This window comes from Citrobacter freundii complex sp. CFNIH9 (assembly GCF_002903305.1).
Taxonomy (GTDB): Bacteria; Pseudomonadota; Gammaproteobacteria; order Enterobacterales; family Enterobacteriaceae; genus Citrobacter; species Citrobacter portucalensis.
The window spans coordinates 3,361,779-3,382,536 of the sequence record NZ_CP026238.1; the positions used below are offsets into that span (position 1 = coordinate 3,361,779).

General features: G+C 53.0%; 18 protein-coding genes. 6 read left to right on the forward strand and 12 right to left on the reverse strand.

The features are described 5' to 3' along the window. Positions 1-57 precede the first annotated feature (57 nt). A complete protein-coding gene (gene lysP / locus C2U43_RS17265; RefSeq protein ID WP_003834517.1) occupies positions 58-1,527 on the reverse strand; it encodes a lysine-specific permease in 1,470 nt (489 codons plus the stop codon). Between the two features lie 195 nt (positions 1,528-1,722). Further along, positions 1,723-2,604, reverse strand: coding sequence for a DNA-binding transcriptional regulator YeiE (gene yieE / locus C2U43_RS17275; protein ID WP_003834519.1), 882 nt, complete (start codon positions 2,602-2,604; stop codon positions 1,723-1,725). A gap of 119 nt (positions 2,605-2,723) precedes the next feature. Between yieE and C2U43_RS17280 the strand changes: the two genes are divergently transcribed. Together C2U43_RS17280 and nfo are read left to right on the forward strand one after the other, a co-directional pair. Next, a complete protein-coding gene (locus C2U43_RS17280; protein ID WP_008785269.1) occupies positions 2,724-3,773 on the forward strand; it encodes a YeiH family protein in 1,050 nt (349 codons plus the stop codon). Between the two features lie 71 nt (positions 3,774-3,844). Then, the gene (nfo, locus tag C2U43_RS17285; RefSeq protein WP_032944004.1) at positions 3,845-4,702 is read left to right on the forward strand and encodes a deoxyribonuclease IV; all 858 of its coding nucleotides are present in this window, start codon (positions 3,845-3,847) and stop codon (positions 4,700-4,702) included. Between the two features lie 32 nt (positions 4,703-4,734). Here nfo and hypT read toward each other — a convergent pair whose 3' ends face one another. The 3 genes from hypT to C2U43_RS17305 all read right to left on the reverse strand — a co-directional run bounded on the left by hypT (position 4,735) and on the right by C2U43_RS17305 (position 7,064). After that, a complete protein-coding gene (gene hypT, locus C2U43_RS17290; RefSeq protein WP_020996669.1) occupies positions 4,735-5,646 on the reverse strand; it encodes a hypochlorite stress DNA-binding transcriptional regulator HypT in 912 nt (303 codons plus the stop codon). A gap of 270 nt (positions 5,647-5,916) precedes the next feature. Next, positions 5,917-6,102 carry a hypothetical protein gene (locus C2U43_RS30100; protein ID WP_327003499.1) on the reverse strand — a complete coding sequence of 62 codons (186 nt, stop codon included), beginning with the start codon at positions 6,100-6,102 and terminating at the stop codon, positions 5,917-5,919. Then, positions 6,084-7,064 carry an IS5-like element ISKpn26 family transposase gene (locus C2U43_RS17305; protein WP_000019450.1) on the reverse strand — a complete coding sequence of 327 codons (981 nt, stop codon included), beginning with the start codon at positions 7,062-7,064 and terminating at the stop codon, positions 6,084-6,086. The genes C2U43_RS30100 and C2U43_RS17305 overlap by 19 nt, the downstream gene beginning before the upstream one ends. A gap of 134 nt (positions 7,065-7,198) precedes the next feature. Between C2U43_RS17305 and C2U43_RS17310 the strand changes: the two genes are divergently transcribed. Then, positions 7,199-7,918 carry an aspartate/glutamate racemase family protein gene (locus tag C2U43_RS17310; RefSeq protein ID WP_103285551.1) on the forward strand — a complete coding sequence of 240 codons (720 nt, stop codon included), beginning with the start codon at positions 7,199-7,201 and terminating at the stop codon, positions 7,916-7,918. Positions 7,919-7,993: 75 nt separating this feature from the next. After that, the gene (locus C2U43_RS17315) at positions 7,994-9,292 is read left to right on the forward strand and encodes an anaerobic C4-dicarboxylate transporter (RefSeq protein WP_008785273.1); all 1,299 of its coding nucleotides are present in this window, start codon (positions 7,994-7,996) and stop codon (positions 9,290-9,292) included. A 107-nt stretch (positions 9,293-9,399) separates the two neighbouring features. On the opposite strand, the gene fruA is transcribed toward C2U43_RS17315, so the two are convergent. From fruA to fruB, 3 genes are read right to left on the reverse strand one after another with little or no spacing between them, the layout of a single operon-like run. After that, a complete protein-coding gene (gene fruA / locus C2U43_RS17320; RefSeq protein WP_048215908.1) occupies positions 9,400-11,088 on the reverse strand; it encodes a PTS fructose transporter subunit IIBC in 1,689 nt (562 codons plus the stop codon). Positions 11,089-11,104: 16 nt separating this feature from the next. Continuing rightward, complete coding sequence (fruK, locus tag C2U43_RS17325; RefSeq protein WP_003834544.1) at positions 11,105-12,043, reverse strand: 1-phosphofructokinase; 939 nt, start codon at positions 12,041-12,043, stop codon at positions 11,105-11,107. After that, positions 12,043-13,173 (reverse strand): fused PTS fructose transporter subunit IIA/HPr protein, encoded by a 1,131-nt coding sequence (gene fruB, locus C2U43_RS17330; RefSeq protein ID WP_103285552.1) that lies wholly within the window; start codon positions 13,171-13,173, stop codon positions 12,043-12,045. Before fruB ends, fruK begins: the two co-directional genes overlap by 1 nt. Before the next feature lie 368 nt (positions 13,174-13,541). On the opposite strand from fruB, the gene setB reads away from it, so the two are divergent. Beyond that, complete coding sequence (gene setB, locus C2U43_RS17335) at positions 13,542-14,723, forward strand: sugar efflux transporter SetB (protein WP_103285553.1); 1,182 nt, start codon at positions 13,542-13,544, stop codon at positions 14,721-14,723. Here the strand turns inward: setB and C2U43_RS17340 are convergent. After that, the gene (locus C2U43_RS17340; protein WP_008785278.1) at positions 14,720-14,974 is read right to left on the reverse strand and encodes a YkgJ family cysteine cluster protein; all 255 of its coding nucleotides are present in this window, start codon (positions 14,972-14,974) and stop codon (positions 14,720-14,722) included. The two genes, setB and C2U43_RS17340, sit on opposite strands and share 4 nt — an antisense overlap. A 157-nt stretch (positions 14,975-15,131) precedes the next feature. On the opposite strand from C2U43_RS17340, the gene yeiP reads away from it, so the two are divergent. Further along, a complete protein-coding gene (yeiP, locus tag C2U43_RS17345) occupies positions 15,132-15,704 on the forward strand; it encodes an elongation factor P-like protein YeiP (RefSeq protein WP_003027452.1) in 573 nt (190 codons plus the stop codon). A gap of 775 nt (positions 15,705-16,479) precedes the next feature. Here yeiP and torD read toward each other — a convergent pair. From torD to torC, 3 genes are read right to left on the reverse strand one after another with little or no spacing between them, the layout of a single operon-like run. Continuing rightward, positions 16,480-17,112: a molecular chaperone TorD gene (gene torD, locus C2U43_RS17360; RefSeq protein ID WP_063940528.1), complete on the reverse strand. Its 633-nt coding sequence runs from the start codon at positions 17,110-17,112 to the stop codon at positions 16,480-16,482. Further along, positions 17,102-19,600 carry a trimethylamine-N-oxide reductase TorA gene (torA, locus tag C2U43_RS17365; protein WP_103285555.1) on the reverse strand — a complete coding sequence of 833 codons (2,499 nt, stop codon included), beginning with the start codon at positions 19,598-19,600 and terminating at the stop codon, positions 17,102-17,104. Before torA ends, torD begins: the two co-directional genes overlap by 11 nt. Before the next feature lie 9 nt (positions 19,601-19,609). Continuing rightward, entirely contained in the window at positions 19,610-20,743 is a 1,134-nt protein-coding gene (gene torC, locus C2U43_RS17370) for a pentaheme c-type cytochrome TorC (RefSeq protein WP_103285556.1), read from the reverse strand. Positions 20,744-20,758: the final 15 nt, after the last annotated feature.

Genomic DNA, 20,758 nt, shown 5'->3' on the forward strand with positions numbered 1-20,758 from the left:
AAACCCCGGCACTCATCATGCCGGGGTTTTGTTTTTTCTGCCGTATCTGGTTAAGAATTACTTCTTCACGCGACCCGGGAATTTCATTTCGCTGTAGCGAACAAAACGGGTTCCTTTGGTCAGCTTATATCCAAACCAGATAATCAGGAACAGCGGGATACCGATATAGGTAGCCATCACGCCGCCCCAGTCAATGCTGTCTTTCAGGAACGCTTCGTAGTTCTGACCCAGGGTGATAATCAGGCACAGCACAAAGGCGAAGATCGGACCCAGCGGGAAGAAGCCAGAACGGTACGGCAGGTCCTTCACATCATGACCCTGCAGCACATAACCGCGACGGAAGCGATAGTGGCTAATAGCAATCCCCAGCCAGGCGATAAAGCCCGTCATCCCGGAAGTATTCAGCAGCCACAGATACACGGTCTGGTTGCCAAACATTGAAGTCAGGAAGCACAGCCCCGCCACCACGGTGGTCGCATACAGCGCGTTACGCGGTACGCCGCCACGAGACAGTTTGCCGAAAATACGCGGCGCTTTACCGTCACATGCCAGGGTATAAAGCATACGCGTGGAGGCGTACATCCCGGAGTTACCTGCCGACAGCACCGCCGTCAGGATAACTGCGTTCATCACCGCTGCCGCAGACAGCAGACCCGCATGCTGGAATACCAGCGTGAACGGGCTAACGCTGATGTCTTTTACATCGTTACGCAGCAGGCTTGGATCGGTGTACGGAATGATCAGGCTGATAATCAAAATCGCGAACACATAGAACAGCAGGATTCGCCAGAATACCTGACGTACCGCACGTGGAATGTTCTTTTCAGGATCTTCAGATTCGCCAGCCGCGATACCGATAAGCTCTGTCCCCTGGAAGGAGAAGCCGACTATCATCGCCACGCCAATCATCGCAGCAAAACCACCGGCAAACGGTGCATCACCGGTCGTCCAGTTGCTCCAGCCCACCGGCTGAGCACCTTTGAAGATACCGAAAATCATCATCACGCCAACCACGATGAAGATAATGACGGTGGTAACTTTGATCAGTGAGAACCAGTATTCCGCTTCACCAAATCCGCGAACGGAAATGTAGTTCAGCAGGAAGATAACGCCGAGGAACAGTGCGCTCCAGATCCAGCCCGGCGTGTCCGGGAACCACCAGCTCATCACCAGCTGTGCGGCCACCAGGTCAACGGCAATCGTTACCGCCCAGTTGTACCAGTAGTTCCAGCCCAGCGCGAAGCCAAAGCCCTCTTCTACGTAGTTCTGACCGTAGGTGGAAAACGAGCCGGAAACCGGCATATAGGCAGCCAGTTCACCGAGGCTGGTCATCAGGAAGTACACCATCAGACCGATCAGAATATAAGAGAACAACGCGCCGCCTGGACCCGCTGCAGAAATAGTTGCACCAGATGCAACGAAAAGACCTGTACCGATGGAGCCTCCAATGGCAATCATCGTCAGGTGACGCGCCTTCAGTTCACGACGTAGCGTGGGCGCTTCTGTGGTTTTAGTTTCGGAAACCATGTGAAAATGCTATCCATCCAAAAAATGAGGCGCGATTGTAGCAGACGAAATGGCATTCTTCCGGCACAAATACGCTGTTATAAGAGACCTTCATGACTGGCCGCGGATTATAAGTAAAGCAGAAAATTTGCGGCGCACAGCGGTTAAGATATAACCGCCGTTCTATAAAGAGATGACCTTACGACTGTAAGCGCCCTATTCGCCCAGCTCGACCTGGTCGCTGTAATGCAAAAATCGCGTAATGGCATTGGAGATGTGTTTTTGCCTGTGATGCACGCGCCAGAGAGTGCGGACTAAACGCGGCAGCGGCACGGGAACTTCGCTCAGCGTTCCCGCCTGCAGCTGCTCCGCAATGACCCGACGCGACAAGCAGCTGATCCCGAGACCATGGCGTACCGCGTGCTTAATGGCCTCTGAGTTACCCAACTCCATCGCCATCTGAAATCTCGGCAGATGAGACAACAGCAGGTAATCCACCAGTTCACGCGTACCGGATCCTCGCTCACGCAGGATCCACGGCGAAGCCGCCAGCTGTTCCAGCGTAACAGGCCCCTTTGTGAGCGGTGACGACGGTGCGGCAAACACCACCAGCTCGTCTTCCAGCCACGGTTCAGAGATAATTTCAGTACTGTGACACGGCCCTTCGATCAGTCCGATATCTACCCTAAAATCCAGCACCGCATTGATCACATCCTGACTGTTACCCACGCTCAGCTCGAGCGGCAAATCAGGAAAATCCTGCCGATAGCGGGCGATCATAGCAGGCAAGATATAGTTACCAATGGTGCTACTGGCATAGACCCGAATGGCACCATTATCTTCGCGAAAAAGCTGTTCGATTTCGGTCGTTTGCTCAAGTAACGCCAACGCTCGCGGGTAGAGCAAACGCCCGTGCTCGTTGACCACTAGCCGTTTGCCGACGCGGTCAAACAGTTGCACGCCGAGTTGCCCTTCCAGATCGGTAAGTGCCGCACTCACCGCCGATTGCGACAATGCCAGCATGACAGACGCCTGGGTCGTTGAACCGCTTTTTAGTACCTCAGCAAACACTTCAAGTTGCCGCAAGGTGATATGCATAGTCGTTTTCCACCGGATATCCGTTACTTACCACTTATAGAGATTAATTATAAATATATAATCAATTTTATTTTTAAACCACTTCGCCGTACTCTTTTACCCAGATAAAGGAGAAGGATATGACAGAACTCACCTTGCAGACTCATCGTCGTACAGCGTGGCATTTTATTCCGGGGCTTGCCCTGAGTGCAGTTATCACTGGGGTCGCCTTATGGGGTGGATCTATTCCCGCCGTCGCAGGTGCCGGGTTCAGCGCCCTCACCTTAGCAATCTTGTTGGGGATGGTCCTCGGCAACACCGTCTATCCGCACATCTGGAAAAGCTGTGACGGCGGCGTGCTGTTTGCTAAACAACATTTATTACGTCTGGGGATCATCCTCTACGGCTTCCGCCTCACCTTCGCGCAAATTGCTGACGTCGGCGTCAGCGGTATCGTGATTGATGTGTTAACACTGAGCAGTACCTTTTTGATTGCCTGCTTCCTGGGGCAGAAAGTGTTTGGTCTGGACCGCCACACCAGTTGGCTGATTGGTGCGGGGAGCAGCATTTGTGGTGCCGCCGCCGTGCTGGCAACCGAGCCGGTAGTGAAAGCGGAAGCCAGTAAGGTAACCGTCGCTGTCGCCACCGTGGTGATCTTCGGTACCATCGCTATCTTCCTGTATCCGGCAATGTATCCGCTGCTGGCACACTGGTTTAGCCCAGAAACCTACGGCATTTACATTGGTTCCACCATGCATGAAGTAGCACAGGTAGTGGCTGCCGGGCACGCCATTAACCCGGATGCAGAAAACGCCGCGGTTATTGCCAAAATGCTGCGTGTCATGATGCTAGCACCGTTCCTCATCCTCCTGGCCGCACGCGTTAAACAGTTGTCTCCGGCTACGGGCGGTGAGAAAAGCAAAATCACTATTCCATGGTTTGCCATCCTGTTCATTGTGGTCGCGATTTTTAACTCGTTCCACCTGCTGCCGCAGTCGGTTGTGAACATGCTGGTAACGCTGGATACCATTTTGCTGGCAATGGCGATGGCTGCACTGGGGTTAACCACTCACGTTAGCGCACTGAAAAAAGCCGGTGCCAAACCGTTACTGATGGCCCTGCTGCTGTTTGTCTGGCTGATTGTCGGTGGTGGTGCGATTAACGTCGCTGTCCACGCCCTGATGGCATAAACGATCACGACTCACCTCCATTAACCCGCTATACTCTCCCTTTTTGTATTTGAGTATGGCGGGTTAAATTTATGAAATATATCGGAGCGCACGTAAGCGCCGCTGGCGGTCTGGCTAACGCCGCTATTCGAGCCGCAGAAATCGAAGCGACCGCATTCGCCCTGTTCACCAAGAATCAGCGCCAGTGGCGTGCTGCACCGCTAACCACCGAAATCATTGATGATTTCAAATCTGCCTGCGAGAAGTACCACTACACCTCCGCACAAATCCTGCCTCACGACAGTTACCTGATTAACCTCGGTCACCCGGTCAGCGATGCGCTGGAAAAATCGCGTGATGCGTTTCTTGATGAAATGCAACGCTGTGAACTGCTGGGCTTATCCCTGCTGAACTTTCACCCGGGCAGCCATTTGATGCAGATCCCGGAAGATGAATGTCTGGCGCGCATTGCCGAATCCATCAACATCGTCCTCGCTCAGACCCAGGGCGTGACGGCAGTTATCGAAAATACCGCCGGACAAGGTAGTAATCTGGGATTCAAGTTTGAGCACCTGGCCGCCATTATCGACGGCGTCGAAGATAAGTCCCGTGTTGGCGTTTGTATTGATACCTGCCACGCTTTCGCGGCGGGTTACGATTTACGTTCCGCAGAAGAGTGCGAAAAGACGTTTGCGGAATTTGAACGCATTGTCGGTTTCAAGTATCTACGCGGTATGCACCTGAACGACGCCAAGAGCGCGTTTGGTAGTCGCGTTGACCGTCATCACAGCCTGGGTGAAGGCAATATTGGCCATGATGCCTTCCGTTGGATTATGCAGGATAATCGTTTTGACGGTATTCCGCTGGTACTGGAAACCATTAATCCGGATATATGGGCCGAAGAGATCGCCTGGCTGAAAGCCCAGCAAACAGAAAAAGCAGTGGCGTAACGATCACCGCGCGCCAGACAAGCTGGCGCGTATCAAGTGAGCGTAACCAGATCCTCTGGCATATGGTTGTACAAAATCCGCCAGAAATGCTCAGCCGTTTTATTCAAACGGGTATCCATTCGGTAAATATAGGCCTGAATTGGCACCATCAACTCCGGCGTGTCCAGACAAACCAGGCGCTTATCCCGTAGTTCGTTCACGATCGTCCACGCTGGCAGCCAGGCGATACCATGACCATCCAATGCCATATTCTTCAATAGCTCACTCATCGAAGACATAAACAGCGTACGCGCTGAAATACTGCCCACCTCCGCCAGGTGACGGTTAACCAATCTTCCCATGTAGGAAGTGCTGGTATAGTTCAGAATCGGCACCTGCGGCTGATAGATATCAAACAACGCCTTACCCTGTGCATCCGCAGCACAGACGGGATAGAGCTCAGACTCAAAAACCTTCAAGCCGCAGAAAGGTGACTGCATTAAGTCTTCATCGCGAAAGGAGATAATAAAATCACTTTTCCCCTCGCGCAGCGTATTCACCGCCTGGACTACGTCAATCGCTTCGACGTGGTAAACAAACTCCTCGCCCCATGCCGACATTGAATGTACTAATCTGGGCAACATCGTCAGCGACAGAGAATGTGCCGCCGCTATTTTGATATTGGGAACGCCAAGCAGGTTGTGACCACTTAGCTCATCTAAATTGCATTCCAGCTGTTGTAGCAGGCTACGGGTCTGCGAATGGAATAACTTACCCTCCTCCGTCAGCTGCAGTGGACTTGTCGTACGGTCAAACAGCAGCACCCCAACAGCGGATTCGAGCGCCTTGATCCGCCGACTAAATGCCGGTTGGGATAGGTTGCGCTCCTCTGCGGCCTGAGAAAAATGACGACACGCTTCCAGCGTCAGAAAATCATATAACCATTTTGTCTCGATATTTTTCATGCCTGTCACGCGGATGTTTAAATATGTCGATTAGTCTTAAGCATCATGCCTGAATATTCCCGGAGATGATATTCAACATCAGCATCTGGTGATTCGTTTTTTGCATAATACCTTCGTTTTTGACATTAACATGTTTCTTTACCCATCGACCACGACCGCTCACCCACCGCGTAATGTCGGGCCTCTGGCTGATTACCGGCCTGCTGAGGTGGTAAAAGACATCACACTCATGCGTTTTTTGCATTGAACCAAACATTATTGCATTTCTCCTCACGACACTCTGCTGTTAAGGAAGGTGCGAATAAGCAGGTCATTTCTTCCCAAGCTGACTCGCTGATTAAAATTTCGCGGATCTGGGCCGATTTTTTTCCCGCAAACACATCGAATCAGCCTATTTAGGCTATTTTTTCCACCATTTCTGGCGTTATTTCCGGTTTTTACTGAGATCTCTCCCACTGACGTATCATTTGGTCCACCCGAAACAGGTTGGCCAGGGTGAATAACATCGCCAGTTGGTTATCGTTTTTCAGCAGCCCTTTGTATCTGGCTTTCACGAAGCCGAACTGCCGCTTGATGATGCGAAACGGGTGCTCCACCCTGGCACGGATGCTGGCTTTCATGTATTCGATGTTGATGGCCGTTTTGTTCTTGCGCGGATGCTGCTTCAAGGTTTTTACCCTGCCGGGACGCTCGGCGATCAGCCAGTCCACATCCACCTCGGCCAGCTCCTCGCGCTGTGGCGCTCCTTGGTAGCCGGCATCGGCTGAGACAAATTGCTCCTCTCCATGAAGCAGATTACCCAGCTGATTGAGGTCATGCTCGTTGGCCGCGGTGGTGACTAGGCTGTGGGTCAGGCCACTCTTGGCATCGACACCAATGTGGGCCTTCATGCCAAAGTGCCACTGATTGCCTTTCTTGGTCTGATGCATCTCCGGATCGCGTTGCTGCTCTTTGTTCTTGGTAGAGCTGGGTGCCTCAATGATGGTGGCATCCACCAAAGTGCCTTGGGTCATCATGACGCCTGCTTCGGCCAGCCAGCGATTGATGGTCTTGAACAATTGACGGGCCAGTTGATGCTGCTCGAGCAGGTGGCGGAAATTCATGATGGTGGTGCGATCCGGCAGGGCGCTATCCAGGGATAATCGGGCAAACAGGCGCATGGAGGCGATTTCGTACAGGGCATCTTCCATGGCACCGTCGCTCAGGTTGTACCAATGCTGCATGCAGTGAATACGCAGCATGGTCTCCAGCGGATAGGGCCGTCGGCCATTGCCCGCCTTGGGATAAAACGGCTCGATGACAGCGGTCATATTCTGCCATGGCAGAATCTGCTCCATGCGGGAGAGGAAAATCTCTTTTCGGGTCTGACGGCGCTTAGTGCTGAATTCACTATCGGCGAAGGTGAGTTGATGGCTCATGATGTCCCTCTGGGATGCGCTCCGGATGAATATGATGATCTCATATCAGGAACTTGTTCGCACCTTCCTTAAACATAAGCACCAGATAGACACCAGCTCTGAATATTAAAAATCGGTAAATAGAGGTATATATCGTGAAAGGTTTAATTGGCGTACTTGGTGGTATGGGGCCTGCTGCAACCGTCGATCTTTTTAATAAATTCGTCACCTTTACCGCAGCGCAAAGCGATCAGGAACATATCCCATTAATTATTTCATCCATCCCTGATATTCCAGACCGAACTGATGCGTTAATGCATCATGGTCATTCCCCACTTCCGGCAATGCGTGATTATATGCACAAACTGGAAGATGCTGGTGCGGAGTGTATTGTGATCCCCTGTAATACCGCCCACTTTTGGTTTAATGAATTAAAAGAGTGCTGTCATACAGAGTTACTCAGTATCGTTGAAACAACCATGAATGAGGTCAAAAACTGCGGAAAATCACGTATCGGTTTACTTGCTACTAACGCCACCCTTTACATGGGACTCTACCAAAAAGGCATAGAATCTCTTGGTTTAACCTGCATCAGTCCTGATTCATCCGGTCAGGAAAAGGTCATGGAAAGTATTTATTGCTTAAAAGCCGGCGACCTTAAGCGGGCACAAACGCTGATGAATGAACAGGCTGAAGTGCTCTTCTCACGCGGCGCACAAATCATTGTACTGGGATGTACTGAAGTCCCCGTCATTCTTGCCGACGCAGTCAGAAAGTATCCAGATAAATATATTGACTCAACCGGATCATTAGTTCGCGCCGGTATTAAATGGTACGAAAAACGAGTTGGCAAACATCATCTTCTGGCGCAATAACAGCCGTCACCAGATTAATAAAGCATTAAACAACCACTTATTTTAATAACAAATTATTCTCTGGCGGAGGCCATTATGGTTTGGTTAGAAATTATCGTCGTGTTGGGTGCAATATTTTTTGGTATCCGCCTCGGCGGAATAGGTATCGGTTTATGCGGTGGTCTTGGGCTGGCTATTTTAACGTTGGGATTTGATCTGCAAATTGGCTCGCCACCCGTTGACGTTATCCTCATTATTATGACAGTTGTCGTGGCAGCATCGGCGCTACAGGCCGCAGGAGGTATGGATTATCTGGTTCGCGTTGCCGGTAATTTCATGCGGCGTAACCCTAAATATATCAATATTATTGCACCGATTATCACCTGGTCGATGACCATTATGGCCGGAACAGGGTTCATTGTATTTTCTACCCTACCAGTGATTGCCGAAGTCGCCAAAGAGTCCGGTATCCGCCCTTCTCGTACGCTCGCCGGATCCGTAGTCGCCTCTCAGGTGGCGATATCCGGTTCGCCGATCAGTGCCGCAATGGCGGCTATGCTGACCATTATGGAAGGCAACGGTATCACTTTTATTCAGGTCATGGCGGTATGTCTGCCAGCTTCGTTTGTCGCCGCGATGGTCGCCGCTTTTATCGCCTCACGTCAGGGATGCGAGCTACAGGATGATGAAGTCTATCTGGAACGCCTGCAAAAAGGATTAGTGCGTAAATATGAAGGGCAAAACAGCACTACGCCGGGTGCCAAACTCTCAGTCGCCCTGTTTATGCTGGCAACGGTCGTCATCGTTATTCTTGCCGCCTGCCCGCAGCTACGCCCTGGATTCGATGCAGGCAACCCAATGAATACCCGGGATATCATCATTATCTGTATGTTGGCTGCCGCTTGCCTGATGGTGGTGTTATGCAAAACTTCAACCGATGCTATTGTCCTGACATCCACGTTTCGATCAGGGATGAGTTCACTGGCGGTCATTCTCGGGATTGTTACACTGGGAACGACCTTCATTGATGCCCACTTAGCGGAGATTAAGGATATCGCAGGCGATATTCTACGGGCTTATCCCATGCTGTTGGCACTGGTGCTGTTTGGTACCTGCGCGCTTCTCTACTCGCAAGGCGCCACCACGCCGCTGATCATCCCTCTGGCCGTTGCGCTCGGCGTGCCTACATGGGCAATTCTGGCCTCCTATGTGGCGGTAACCGGGGTGTTTGTTCTACCAACATACCCGACTTCTCTGGCGGCAATGGAGTTCGACACCACAGGGACAACGCGCGTGGGCAAGTATGTCTTAAACCATCCATTTATGCTGCCAGGACTGGGTGGGATCATTGCTGGCGTTGCCTTTGGTTTTATCATTGCGCCAATGATTGCCTGACCCGTTTTATTAAGGCTGGATGGATTACTGTGGCGATGCTGCAACGGTATAGGTAAATGCATAAAAAAAGGGGCAGAGAATTCTCTGCCCCTGGTATTGACGTTAAATCAGGCCGCCTTTGCCACAACCTCAGCTTCCGGGCGCTTCAGCACCGCGTAGGAGAGACCGGCTACCAGCGTACCGGCAATAATTGCCAGCAGGTATCCCAACACCGGCGTGATTGCGCCTGGGATTAACAGGACAAACAGCCCGCCGTGTGGCGCCATCAGCTTCGCACCCACCGCCATCGAGATAGCCCCGGTAATCGCACCACCAACGATACAGCAAGGCAGAACGCGCATTGGGTCACGGGCAGCGAACGGGATTGCCCCTTCGGTGATAAAGCACAGGCCCAGTACCAGAGCAGCTTTACCGCCTTCCTGCTGCGCTTTGTCGAACTTACGACGCGCAACCAGCGTTGCCAGACCCAGAGCCAGCGGAGGTACCATACCCGCAGCCATGATGGCTGCCATAGGCGCATAAGTTTGCGTACTCAGCAGACCCACACCGAAAGCATACGCCGCCTTGTTAACCGGACCACCCATGTCGGTACACATCATGCCGCCAAGAATCGCGCCAAGCAGCACCGCATTGGCCGTACCCATGGTTTGCAGCCAGTGAGTCAAACCTTCCAGAATACCCGCCACCGGTTTGCCGATCAGGTAAATCATGGCCAGACCAACCACCAGGCTTGAGAACAGCGGAATGATCAGGATCGGTTTCAGCGCTTCCATACTCTGCGGGAGTTTCAGCTTCGTGCTGATAAGCTTCGCCACATAACCGGCAAGGAAACCAGCAATAATCCCGCCAATAAAGCCGGAACCGGTGCTTACCGCCAGCATACCGCCGATAAGACCCGGCGTCAGACCCGGACGGTCAGCGATGGAAAACGCGATATAACCTGCCAGTACCGGCACCATCAACGCGAAGGCTGAACCACCGCCAATCTGCATCAGCGCCGCCGCCAGTGTACCCTGCTCTTTAAACGCTTCGATACCAAAAGCGAACGAGAGTGCAATACACAGACCGCCAGCAACCACCATCGGCAGCATGTAAGAGACGCCCGTCAGCAGGTGACGATACGCCCCCGCGCTCTCTTTCTTACTTTCGGTTGCTGAAGTCTGCGCTTTACCGGTTGGCTGGTACGGTGTTGCTTCTTCCAGCGCTTTGTCCAGCTCCTGCTTGGTTTTCTTCAACGCAAGACCGGTAGAGGTGCGGTACATCGGTTTGCCGGCAAACTTCGCCAGATCAACTTCAATGTCAGCGGCCACAATCACCAGATCAGCCTGAGCCACTTCTTCCGGCGTAATGGCATTACCTGCACCAACAGAACCTCGGGTTTCAACCTTCACCCACCAGCCACGTTTTTTCGCTTCAGTTTCAATCGCTTCAGCGGCCATAAACGTATGAGCAACACCGGTCGGACACGCCGTCACCGCCACCACGCGTTTTGGACCACTGCTGGCCACAGGTGCTGTTGCAACCGGGGCGCTGTAGGGTTTTGCATGGCCTTTAGCTTCGCTGAGGAAGAGTTCAGGATGCGCAACCGCACGACCAATGTCGCCCAGCCAGACTTTTTTGCCGTTCAGCGAACTGTCGGCAGGAAGCGTATCGCCCAGAACAATTGCCAGTTCGGCATCATTCGGATTATCAATAATTTCCAGATGTGCTTTCTGTGCCGCCGCTCCAAGCAGGGTTTTCGCCATGTAAGCGCGAGCCTGGCCGAGATTAGCGTCAATAATCAGCAGCGTTTTCATTATGCCTCTCCTGCTGTCAGTTAAACGGTTTTAAGTCGACACGCGCCATCATTGCGGCCAACTGAGGACGATCGGTAATGCCTACATTACTTTGGCTTACCGCCAGGGCGGCAACAGCCGTCGCCAGACGCAGGGTATGTTCGCTGGACTCACGCATCAGCAGACCGTAAATCAGACCGCCAACCATTGAATCACCCGCGCCGACGGTGCTGACCACCTCAACTGACGGCGGTTTAGCAATCCACTCACCTGAGGCGTTAACCCACAGCGCACCTTCCGCGCCGAGTGAAATCACCACATGAGCGATCCCCTGTTCACGCAGCGCATGCGCCGCTTCAATCACATCTTTCATTTCCGGCAGCTTACGACCGGCCCAGATTTCCAGCTCACGACGGTTTGGCTTCACCAGCCATGGTGCCGCTTTCAGACCTGCTACCAACGCTTCACGACTACTATCAAAGATAATGCAAGGACACTGACTACGCAGGCGCGTCATCCAGTCGGTGAAGGCTTCCGGGCTCACGCCGGTTGGCAAACTGCCGCTGACGCACACCATGTCGAACTGGCCCAGCCAGCTCAGCGAATCATTTACAAAGCGTTCCCAGTCAGCCGGGGTGACTTCAAAGCCGGAGAAGTTGAAGTCAGATACTTCACCGTCTTTTTCGGTCAGCTTGACGTTAATACGGGTACGGCCCTGCACGACCTGAAAACGGTTGGCAATGCCCAGCTCGCTGAACAACTGCTGAAAACCATCCTGGTTGTCTTTACCCAGGAAGCCCCCCACAGTGACATCGATACCTAAATCCTTCAAAACCTTAGCGACGTTGATCCCTTTCCCTGCCGCATGCAGACCGGTGGTTTTAACCAGGTTCACTTCACCGCGTTCAATTTCTGGGCAGAAACCCACCAGGTCGTAGGCCGGGTTAAGGGTGATAGTAGCAACACGTCTGCTCATTACGCGCCCTCCCCAAGACCTGCCGCGATGGCTTCGCCAATCGCCTTCAGCGCCTGTTCAGCATCTTCACCTTGTGCAGTAAAGCGCAGGTGATGTCCTTTCTTCACGCCTAACGCCACAACTTTCATCAGACTGCGTCCATTCGCCGGCTTGCCGGTTCCATCAAGATTTGTCACGGTAATTTCACTGTTAAATTGTTTAATCGTATTCACCAGCATGGTGCCCGGGCGGGCATGTAAACCATGCTCATTGCGCACAATAAATTCGGCGCTCAGTACATCATCAGTTAAGGCATCATCGCTGGTCAGCAGCGCCAGCACCGTTGCCGCATCAGCTTTCAACAAACGGTCAGCTTTATTATTCAGCAGCAGATCGCCAAGGCGCTTCAGCACCGCAACCGGTTGATCGTCATTCATGGCGACGGTCACCAACAGGGCGGCAACTTCACCTTGTACATCGAACGCTGTTGCTGCACGGCTGACCGCAACGGCGCTACGCACGTTGCCTTCAGCACAGTCATTCAGCCAGATCCCCTGACCAAGATTCATCGGCTGCTCATTGATTGCTCTGGCTACAAAGGTGGCGTCAACCGCACCGACTTCTTTCAGCCGCGCCGCGTTGAGTGCCTGCAGCGTCACCAGCGAGTTGGCCACGACATCCAGCGACAGCGTTTCGTTATCAAGCTTCAGCTGTTCACTTTGCTTTTCACCCATCAGCAGCGCACGCAGTTCTCCCGCCGTGGTCGCAGATTTCAGCTGTTCAGCGACGGAGTCATCGCTCAGCACGTGTGTCAGCTGACGCAGTAAACCGAGGTGTTCATCAGAGCTTGCGGCGATACCAATTGCCACATAAGCAACCTGCCCTTCGCCCCAGGTCACGCCTTGCGGAAACTGAAATACCTGCACACCGGTTTTCAGTACCTGATCGCGCGTGTCCGTCGTACCGTGAGGAATCGCAATACCGTTGCCGAGGAACGTGGACGTCTGTTGTTCGCGCGCCAGCATGCCATCGACGTAGCCTTCCGCGACGTTACCCGCCTGCACTAAGGCAGCGGCAACCTGGCGAATAGCCTCTTCTTTATTCCCGGCCTGTTCGCCCGGGTGAATATCCTGAACAGATAACTGGAACATGATTCTCCTCTCCCGCTGAATTGAAACGATTCAGCCAACATGAGAAAAAAGGCGTCACCCGACTCCATCAGTTAAGGCAAGATGACGCTGAAACGTTTCAAGAAGTCTTGCTCTTTTTTCTTCAGCACACAAGTAAAGTTGACAAATTACTTGCTGAATTTAGAGATAACGCACATTTTCTCTGCGAAGGAGTAAAAAATGCTGACGCAAAAACGCCGTCAGCTTGTCAGATTCAGCAACGTCAGCAAACAGCATTTTTTGACTGAAATGCTATTTTGATTTTTGATGCCGATTTTGATTTGGCTCCCTGTTTATTTTCTGACAAGCGGCGTAAACTCCGCGTCTCTTCACATCATTGATATCAAAACATGCATAACACCCCCGTAGCCGCCACACCCAAGGCGTTTGATTTAACGTCTTCGGCGTTCCTGCTTGTCGCATTTCTGACGGGTATCGCCGGTGCGTTGCAGACGCCAACGCTCAGCCTTTTTCTGACGGATGAAGTCCACGCCCGTCCCGGCATGGTCGGGTTCTTTTTTACCGGTAGCGCTGTGATCGGTATTCTGGTAAGTCAGTTTCTGGCCGGACGTTCAGATAGAAAAGGCGATCGCAAGAACCTGATTGTGTTTTGCTGCGTGCTGGGGATGCTGGCCTGCGTGCTGTTCGCCTGGAACCGTAATTATTTTATCTTGCTGTTTGTCGGGGTATTCCTCAGCAGCTTTGGATCGACCGCCAACCCGCAAATGTTTGCTCTCGCCCGTGAACACGCCGACCGCACAGGTCGGGAAGCCGTCATGTTCAGCTCAATATTACGTGCACAGGTTTCGCTGGCCTGGGTAATTGGCCCGCCGCTGGCCTACGCGCTGGCCATGGGATTCAGCTTTACGGTGATGTATCTCAGCGCGGCGGTGGCGTTTGTTGTCTGCGGCGTAATGGTCTGGCTGTTTTTACCCTCAATGAGTAAAAACGTGCCTCTCGCGACAGGCGCAGTTGAGGCCCCGCGCCGCAATCGACGCGACACGTTGCTGCTGTTTGTTATCTGCACATTAATGTGGGGAACCAATAGTCTCTATATCATTAATATGCCGCTGTTTATCATCAACGAACTGCATCTGCCAGAAAAACTGGCTGGCATCATGATGGGCACCGCAGCCGGACTGGAAATCCCAACCATGCTGATTGCTGGCTATTTTGCAAAGCGTCTGGGTAAACGTCTGTTGATGAGAATTGCCGTCGTTTCCGGATTCTTCTTTTATGCCGGTATGCTGCTGGCTCACTCTCCGGCGATATTGCTTGGCTTACAGCTGCTGAACGCGATTTACATCGGTATTCTCGGCGGGATTGGTATGCTCTATTTCCAGGACCTGATGCCGGGACAGGCAGGTTCAGCCACCACCCTCTATACGAATACCATTCGCGTGGGCTGGATTATTGCCGGATCGCTGGCAGGGATTGCCGCTGAAATTTGGAACTATCACGCGGTGTTCTGGTTTGCGCTGGTGATGATCGTCGCCACCGTCGCGTGCCTGGCGCGCATCAAGGACGTTTAAGGCGCGGTTAGCGCTTCAAGCTCGATGAGATAAACCATGGCCTGGTGCGTCGTCCGCCCGCACATTTCCGCACTGGGCTGTAAACCGCCGCACACCTTTGGTCGTAGCGGCGACGCAAAAATTTTGCAACGCAGGGATTCATCCAACTGAACGCAGGGCGTATTAGCGGGCTTGCCATCAGGCATACCGGGGATGGGACTGGAGATTGAAGGCGCGGTGCAGCATGCACCACAATCCGGACGGCATTCCATACAGTACTCTCTTTATCGTAAACCATCGGATTGTGCGGGAAGGGCACAGTACCACCTTTTTTGCACCAGCAAAAGCATGAATTCCGCTTGCCTGAATGCCCCGGCGCGAGTAGTTTTACGCGATATTTTAGACACTCCCCACTACAGGATTTTTTCGATGCCAAGAGCGAACGAAATTAAAAAAGGTATGGTACTGAACTACAACGGCAAGCTGCTGATTGTAAAAGATATCGATATTCAATCACCGTCTGCACGTGGTGCTGCCACGCTGTACAAAATGCGTTTTTCTGATGTGCGTACCGGTCTGAAAGTTGAAGAGCGCTTCAAAGGTGACGATATCGTGGATACCGTCACTCTGAGCCGTCGTGGCGTTGATTTCTCCTACGTCGATGGCAACGAATACATCTTTATGGATAAAGAAGACTATACCCCGTATACCTTCACCAAAGACCAGATTGAAGAAGAGCTGCTGTTCATGCCGGAAGGCGGTATGCCGGATATGCAGGTACTGACCTGGGACGGCCAACTGCTGGCGCTTGAACTGCCGCAGACCGTAGACCTGGAAATCGTTGAAACTTCACCGGGGATTAAAGGTGCTTCAGCGAGTGCGCGCAACAAGCCAGCAACCCTGAGCACCGGTCTGGTGATCCAGGTTCCTGAGTATCTGAGTGCGGGTGAAAAAATCCGTATTCATATCGAAGAACGTCGCTATATGGGCCGTGCAGATTAATTTTCTGCTGCGCAGTGACGGCAAGGGACGGCGCTGGCTGTAATGCTCGTCTTTTAAGCATGTATGGTGAACATGTGATTCCGGCTCAGGGTTCCGTTCATCTCAGCGGTGTCATTTCTCTGAAGCACCGATACCTGTGAACGTGCAAGGGAGGCTCACCGCCGCCTCCCTTGCAACCCAGGCTCCCGGCGGGAAAATCGTCGCTACGCGATTCATTCGTCTTATGCCGTCTGCCTGTCGGGTCGGGGCCGAGCCTGCGTCCATGCAGGCCGTCCCCTCTGCCCGCATCCCTGCGGGCAGTCCCGGTCAGTCGTCAACGCCTCATCGACTTTCAGCCGGACCAGGGTCATCGCTTCAACGCACTGACTTCCAGTTAAATCTTTTTTGCTGTTTAAACAAAAAACGCAGATGGTCAGGTGTGGGCTGGTCCGGCTGAAAATTGCCGACGTGTTTCCGTAAGGCCGGGAGAGCCAGCATGGATGCTGGCTCAGGGCGCGCTTTGCAGGGACGCTTCCTCGCGCCCGGCCCGGTAGCCAGGAGGAATAAGCGGAGGGTATTGCGTAGCAACAATTTTCCCGCCGGGAGCCGGGATTGTAAAGGGCGTGGCGGAGAACGCCCTTTACACGTTCACGGGAATCCGTGTTTCAGAGAAACGATGAACATGAGGTGAACGGAACTCTATCTCCGAGATAGCATGTTCTTAACCTCCGCCAGTTTACTGAAACTGAGGCGCTAACTGACTGGCATTACAACGCAGGCTGTCCCTTTGTCATATTCAGCGCTGGCTGCTGAGATAAAAATCATCCATCAGCAATGACTCCAGATACTGTTCATCCTCTTGCATAAAACGCACTATCAGATTCACCGCCTGAGGATAAAACCCCTCGTTATCCCGCACCAGACAAGCGTCGCGAAATAACGGTGCCCAGCACAGAATATGATGATGCAAAAAGTAATATTGCGCCGATAGCCTCTCCTCTTTAGCAACCATCCTCGCCATTAATGCCAACTGCACAGCAATATGATCGGAGGGTTCATTCTCTCGCGCTGCCAGACCTTGCTCAATCAGCAGCACATTCATTTGCCGACGTTCTTCTGCCGCTGTCGTGTGTGGGTAGTGCCCTGCATAGGGAGAAACACTAGCCGGCGGGGCCAGCAGAAACAGCGAGGCAAAATCTGCTGCCAGCTCCAGCTGTCGGGAGTCGCGCCGCAAAACCCGGCCCAGGCTACGCTCAAAACGTTTAACCTCGGCAGACACTCCAGGAACCGCCGCCAGTGAGGCAATCCAAGCCTGGCTATCGCCGTTTTCCAGACTGGCGAGCTGTTTTTCATCCAGTTCACGAAATAGCAGTTGCGAAAACCACTGGTACACAGCAGCCCGCTGCTGATGAATTTGCTTATGCTGCACTGGTCCCCTCCTCTTTCACAATCTGCGGACCACCGAAAGCCGTCACCTGCGGGGCTTTCTGCTGATAACGCTCGACCTCAACCAGCACGGTATGCGCTGAAGGCCCCTGGGCCAGCTGTGAAGTACCGATATCCGCGCTCAGCACGTTCGGGTCGCCATAAGTGCATAATGTCCCGGCTTTCCCCCCTTCCTGCGGGGAGTACCATGCACCTTCATGAATACGGACCACGCCAGGGGAAAAATCCGGGCTGACAACTACGCCAGCCAGTACCTGACCACGAGCGTTAAAAACGCGGGCGATATCACCGGCTTTTAAGCCACGAGCGGTGGCATCCTGTTCACTGATATAAAGCGGTTCTCTTCCGGCAACCGCATAGGTGTTGCGAAACGCCTCGCTAGAGCACAGTTGGGAATGCAGACGTTTGTCCGGATGGCAGGATTGCAGATGCAGCGGGTATTTATCTTTTTTGCCGCTATGGGTACGCTCAAAGGGTTCCATCCACACCGGATGCCCCGGACAATCCTCATAGGCAAAGCCCGCGATGGTTTTGCTGTAGATTTCAATCAGACCTGACGGCGTCCCCAGCGGATTCAGGTCTGGCTGGTCGCGAAACTCACCGTGACGTACCCACGGCTGACCCGGGGGATATTCAATATATCCGTCACCCTGCCAGAACGTTGTGAAATCCGGTAATGAGACGCCGAGCGATGCCCCCATCTTCACGCCTTCGCCATAAAGCGCCTGTATCCACTGCATTTCATCACGGTTTTCACGGTACACCGCTTCCTTGTCAAAGCGCTTACACAGCCCGGCAAATACATCAAAATCATGTCGCGCTTCATATTGCGGTTTGACGATCTGATGCAACGCCATCAACCCTTTATTCGAATGCGTACCGAACTGCTCAATATCGTTACGTTCAAAGCGGGTGGTAACGGGCAGGACGATATCGGCAAAACGGCACGACGCGGTCCATTGGTGATCCAACACCACCACGGTTTCCAGCTTCTTCCACGCGTCGATCATGCGATTCCTGTCCTGCTGCGCATGAAATGGATTCGCCGCGCTGTAGATCGCCATTTTGATGTCAGGCCAGGTTAACGTCTCGCCGTTAAAGGCAACCTTTTTGCCCGGCTCAAGAAGGCAGTCAACGATACGCGAAGTGGGGATATGCTCCGATACGCCGCGAAAATCCGCGTTGTACTTTGCCTGCGGGGGATTCGTGATCCCTCCCAGCCCAGAGAGCACAGGCCCGGCGGATGTTACCGTACCACCGCCGTTGTAGTGCCAGCCAAATCCTACCCCGCCGCCGGGCAAACCAATTTGACCGACCATGCTGGCCAGCACCACCAGCATCCACGGATATTGCTCACCATGGTGCATGCGTTGTACGCACCAACCGCCCATAAACTGTGTCCGGCCTTTCACCAACAGGCGGGCGAAGTCTCGGATCTGCTCTGCCGTCAGGCCGCAGATTTCTGCCGCCCATTCGGCATTTTTCGGCTGTTTATCGGTTTCGCCCAGCAGATACGGCAAAAACTGCTCAAAGCCGACGGTGTAATCGGTAATAAACGCCGTGTCGTACAGTTTTTCTTCGTACAAGGTATGCGCCAGCGCCAGCATTAACGCGACATCGGTTTGTGGCCGCAACGCCAACTGCTCGCAGCCAAGATAGTTTTGCGACTTGCTACGCACCGGATCAACACTGATAACGCGCATCTTACCCTGCGCTACCGCCTCTTTAATCTGCTGCCAGTAGCCAAACGCATCGTGATCGGGAACCAAAAACTCGATCTGCAGGTTCTTGATCGGATCGCAGCCCCACAGCACGATGGTATTGCTGTTTTGAATCACCAGCGGAAGCGACGTCTGCTGCTCATAAACTTCCAGCGAACCAATCACATGCGGTAAAATGACCTGTGCCGCTGCCGCAGAATAGTCGCCGACGGTTGTCACATAGCTACCATGCAGGCCAAGTCCCCGATCCATCGCCCCGCCCGCTTTATGGTATTTGCCCACCATTTGCCAGTCGGCAAGCCCGGTAAATACGCCTGATGAGCCATAGGTTTTTTGCACCCTCTCCAGCTCTTCGTAAAACAGATCCAGCGCCTGATCCCAACTGACCCGTACAAAACGGTTATCTCCGCGCTGACTGCGATCTGACTTCTCACGCTTACGCAGCCAGTCCAGACGCACCATCGGGTAGCGCACCCGCGACGGGTTGTAGACCACTTCACGCACCGCGTTCAGCATATCGCAGGGGTATTTGTCATGTTTGAACGGACGGGTTTCGGTCCACTCACCGTTGACCACTTTGGCTTCAAAAGCGCCATAGTGCGAACCAGATTGGATCCACTGCTCGGGATTTTCCCCCGCCGCCCACACTTTTGATATCAGCGGATTAGGCGCCAGTGCGCTGGCAGCCCCCACCGCCAGCATTCCTTTGAGAAAACGGCGGCGGGACGGATTAAAGTCATGAATATCCATACATTATCCTTACTTTTTGTTGGTTTCAGACACATCGCTGGCGTGGGTCTGGAGGTATTTCAACAACGTACGTTCCTCCACCGGATTAAGCCGGTAATAGGTCGACATGGCTTTCAGTCCGGCGATCCAGCCGTTAGCGGTATATCGGGTTGTAGGAGGAGTGCTATGACAGGCGCTACAGGTGGATTGCAGCATTTGATCTGAGTACTCCCAGATTGGCGCAAGCGTGTTGATAAAGTCCTGATCGGTGGCCCAGGCGGTGACGCTCACTTGCTGCCATTCCTGATGTGAGTCAGGATCGACCTGGGTTTGTAGCACTTTTACGTTCGCCATCAGGGGCTCATCGAGAACGGCGGAGAAAACGCGTTTCCCCATATACTGGGTGATCACCCGTCCACGCCCTTTGCTTTCTCGCCAGCCCGTGATTTCGAGCTGCACGTTACTGCCTTCTTTTTTCAGCACCTTGACCTCGGTGGCGGGAAATAACAGCGCCTTCCCGACCGGACTCCCTGCCGTTGCCGCCAGTGATTTTTCGCTTAATGAGAACAGCGTGGTCGCATCCGTTGGCGTATCTCCCTGACGCTGTAGCTGCTTATAGCGATCGCGAAAACCGCTGCTCATATCGGGTTTGTGATGGGCTATTCCTTTGTGACAATCGATACAGTTACTGTCTTTTGCTGCCGCTGCGGTCATTTGCGCAGCCGCGTTTGCCGATTGCTTGCCATGATCCATTGCCTCATAGCTATGGCAGGATTTACACGCCGCTGAATTATTCGCGCTCATGCGTGCCCACTCCCGCTGGGCCAGCTCCGGGCGTTTGGCAGCAAACTTTTCAGGAGTATCAATAGAAGGAGAAATAAAGGTGTGATAGAGGTCGTTTAAGGCTTCAGTTTTACGAATAAGCGTTGGAACAACGCCCGGGGGGATATGACAATCCTTACACTCAGCCCGCACGCCAGATGCGTTACGAAAATGCACGCTGGTTTTATATTCCTCTCCAGCCGTGCGCATCGAGTGACACGATAAACAAAATTCGGTGGTACTGGTGTAATGAACGCCTTGCCACGTTCCCCAAATAGCCAGGACCATTGCCACCGCCCCAGCCAATACGCACCACAATGCGTTCTTTCTTATCCACGACATGCTTACCTCCATTTT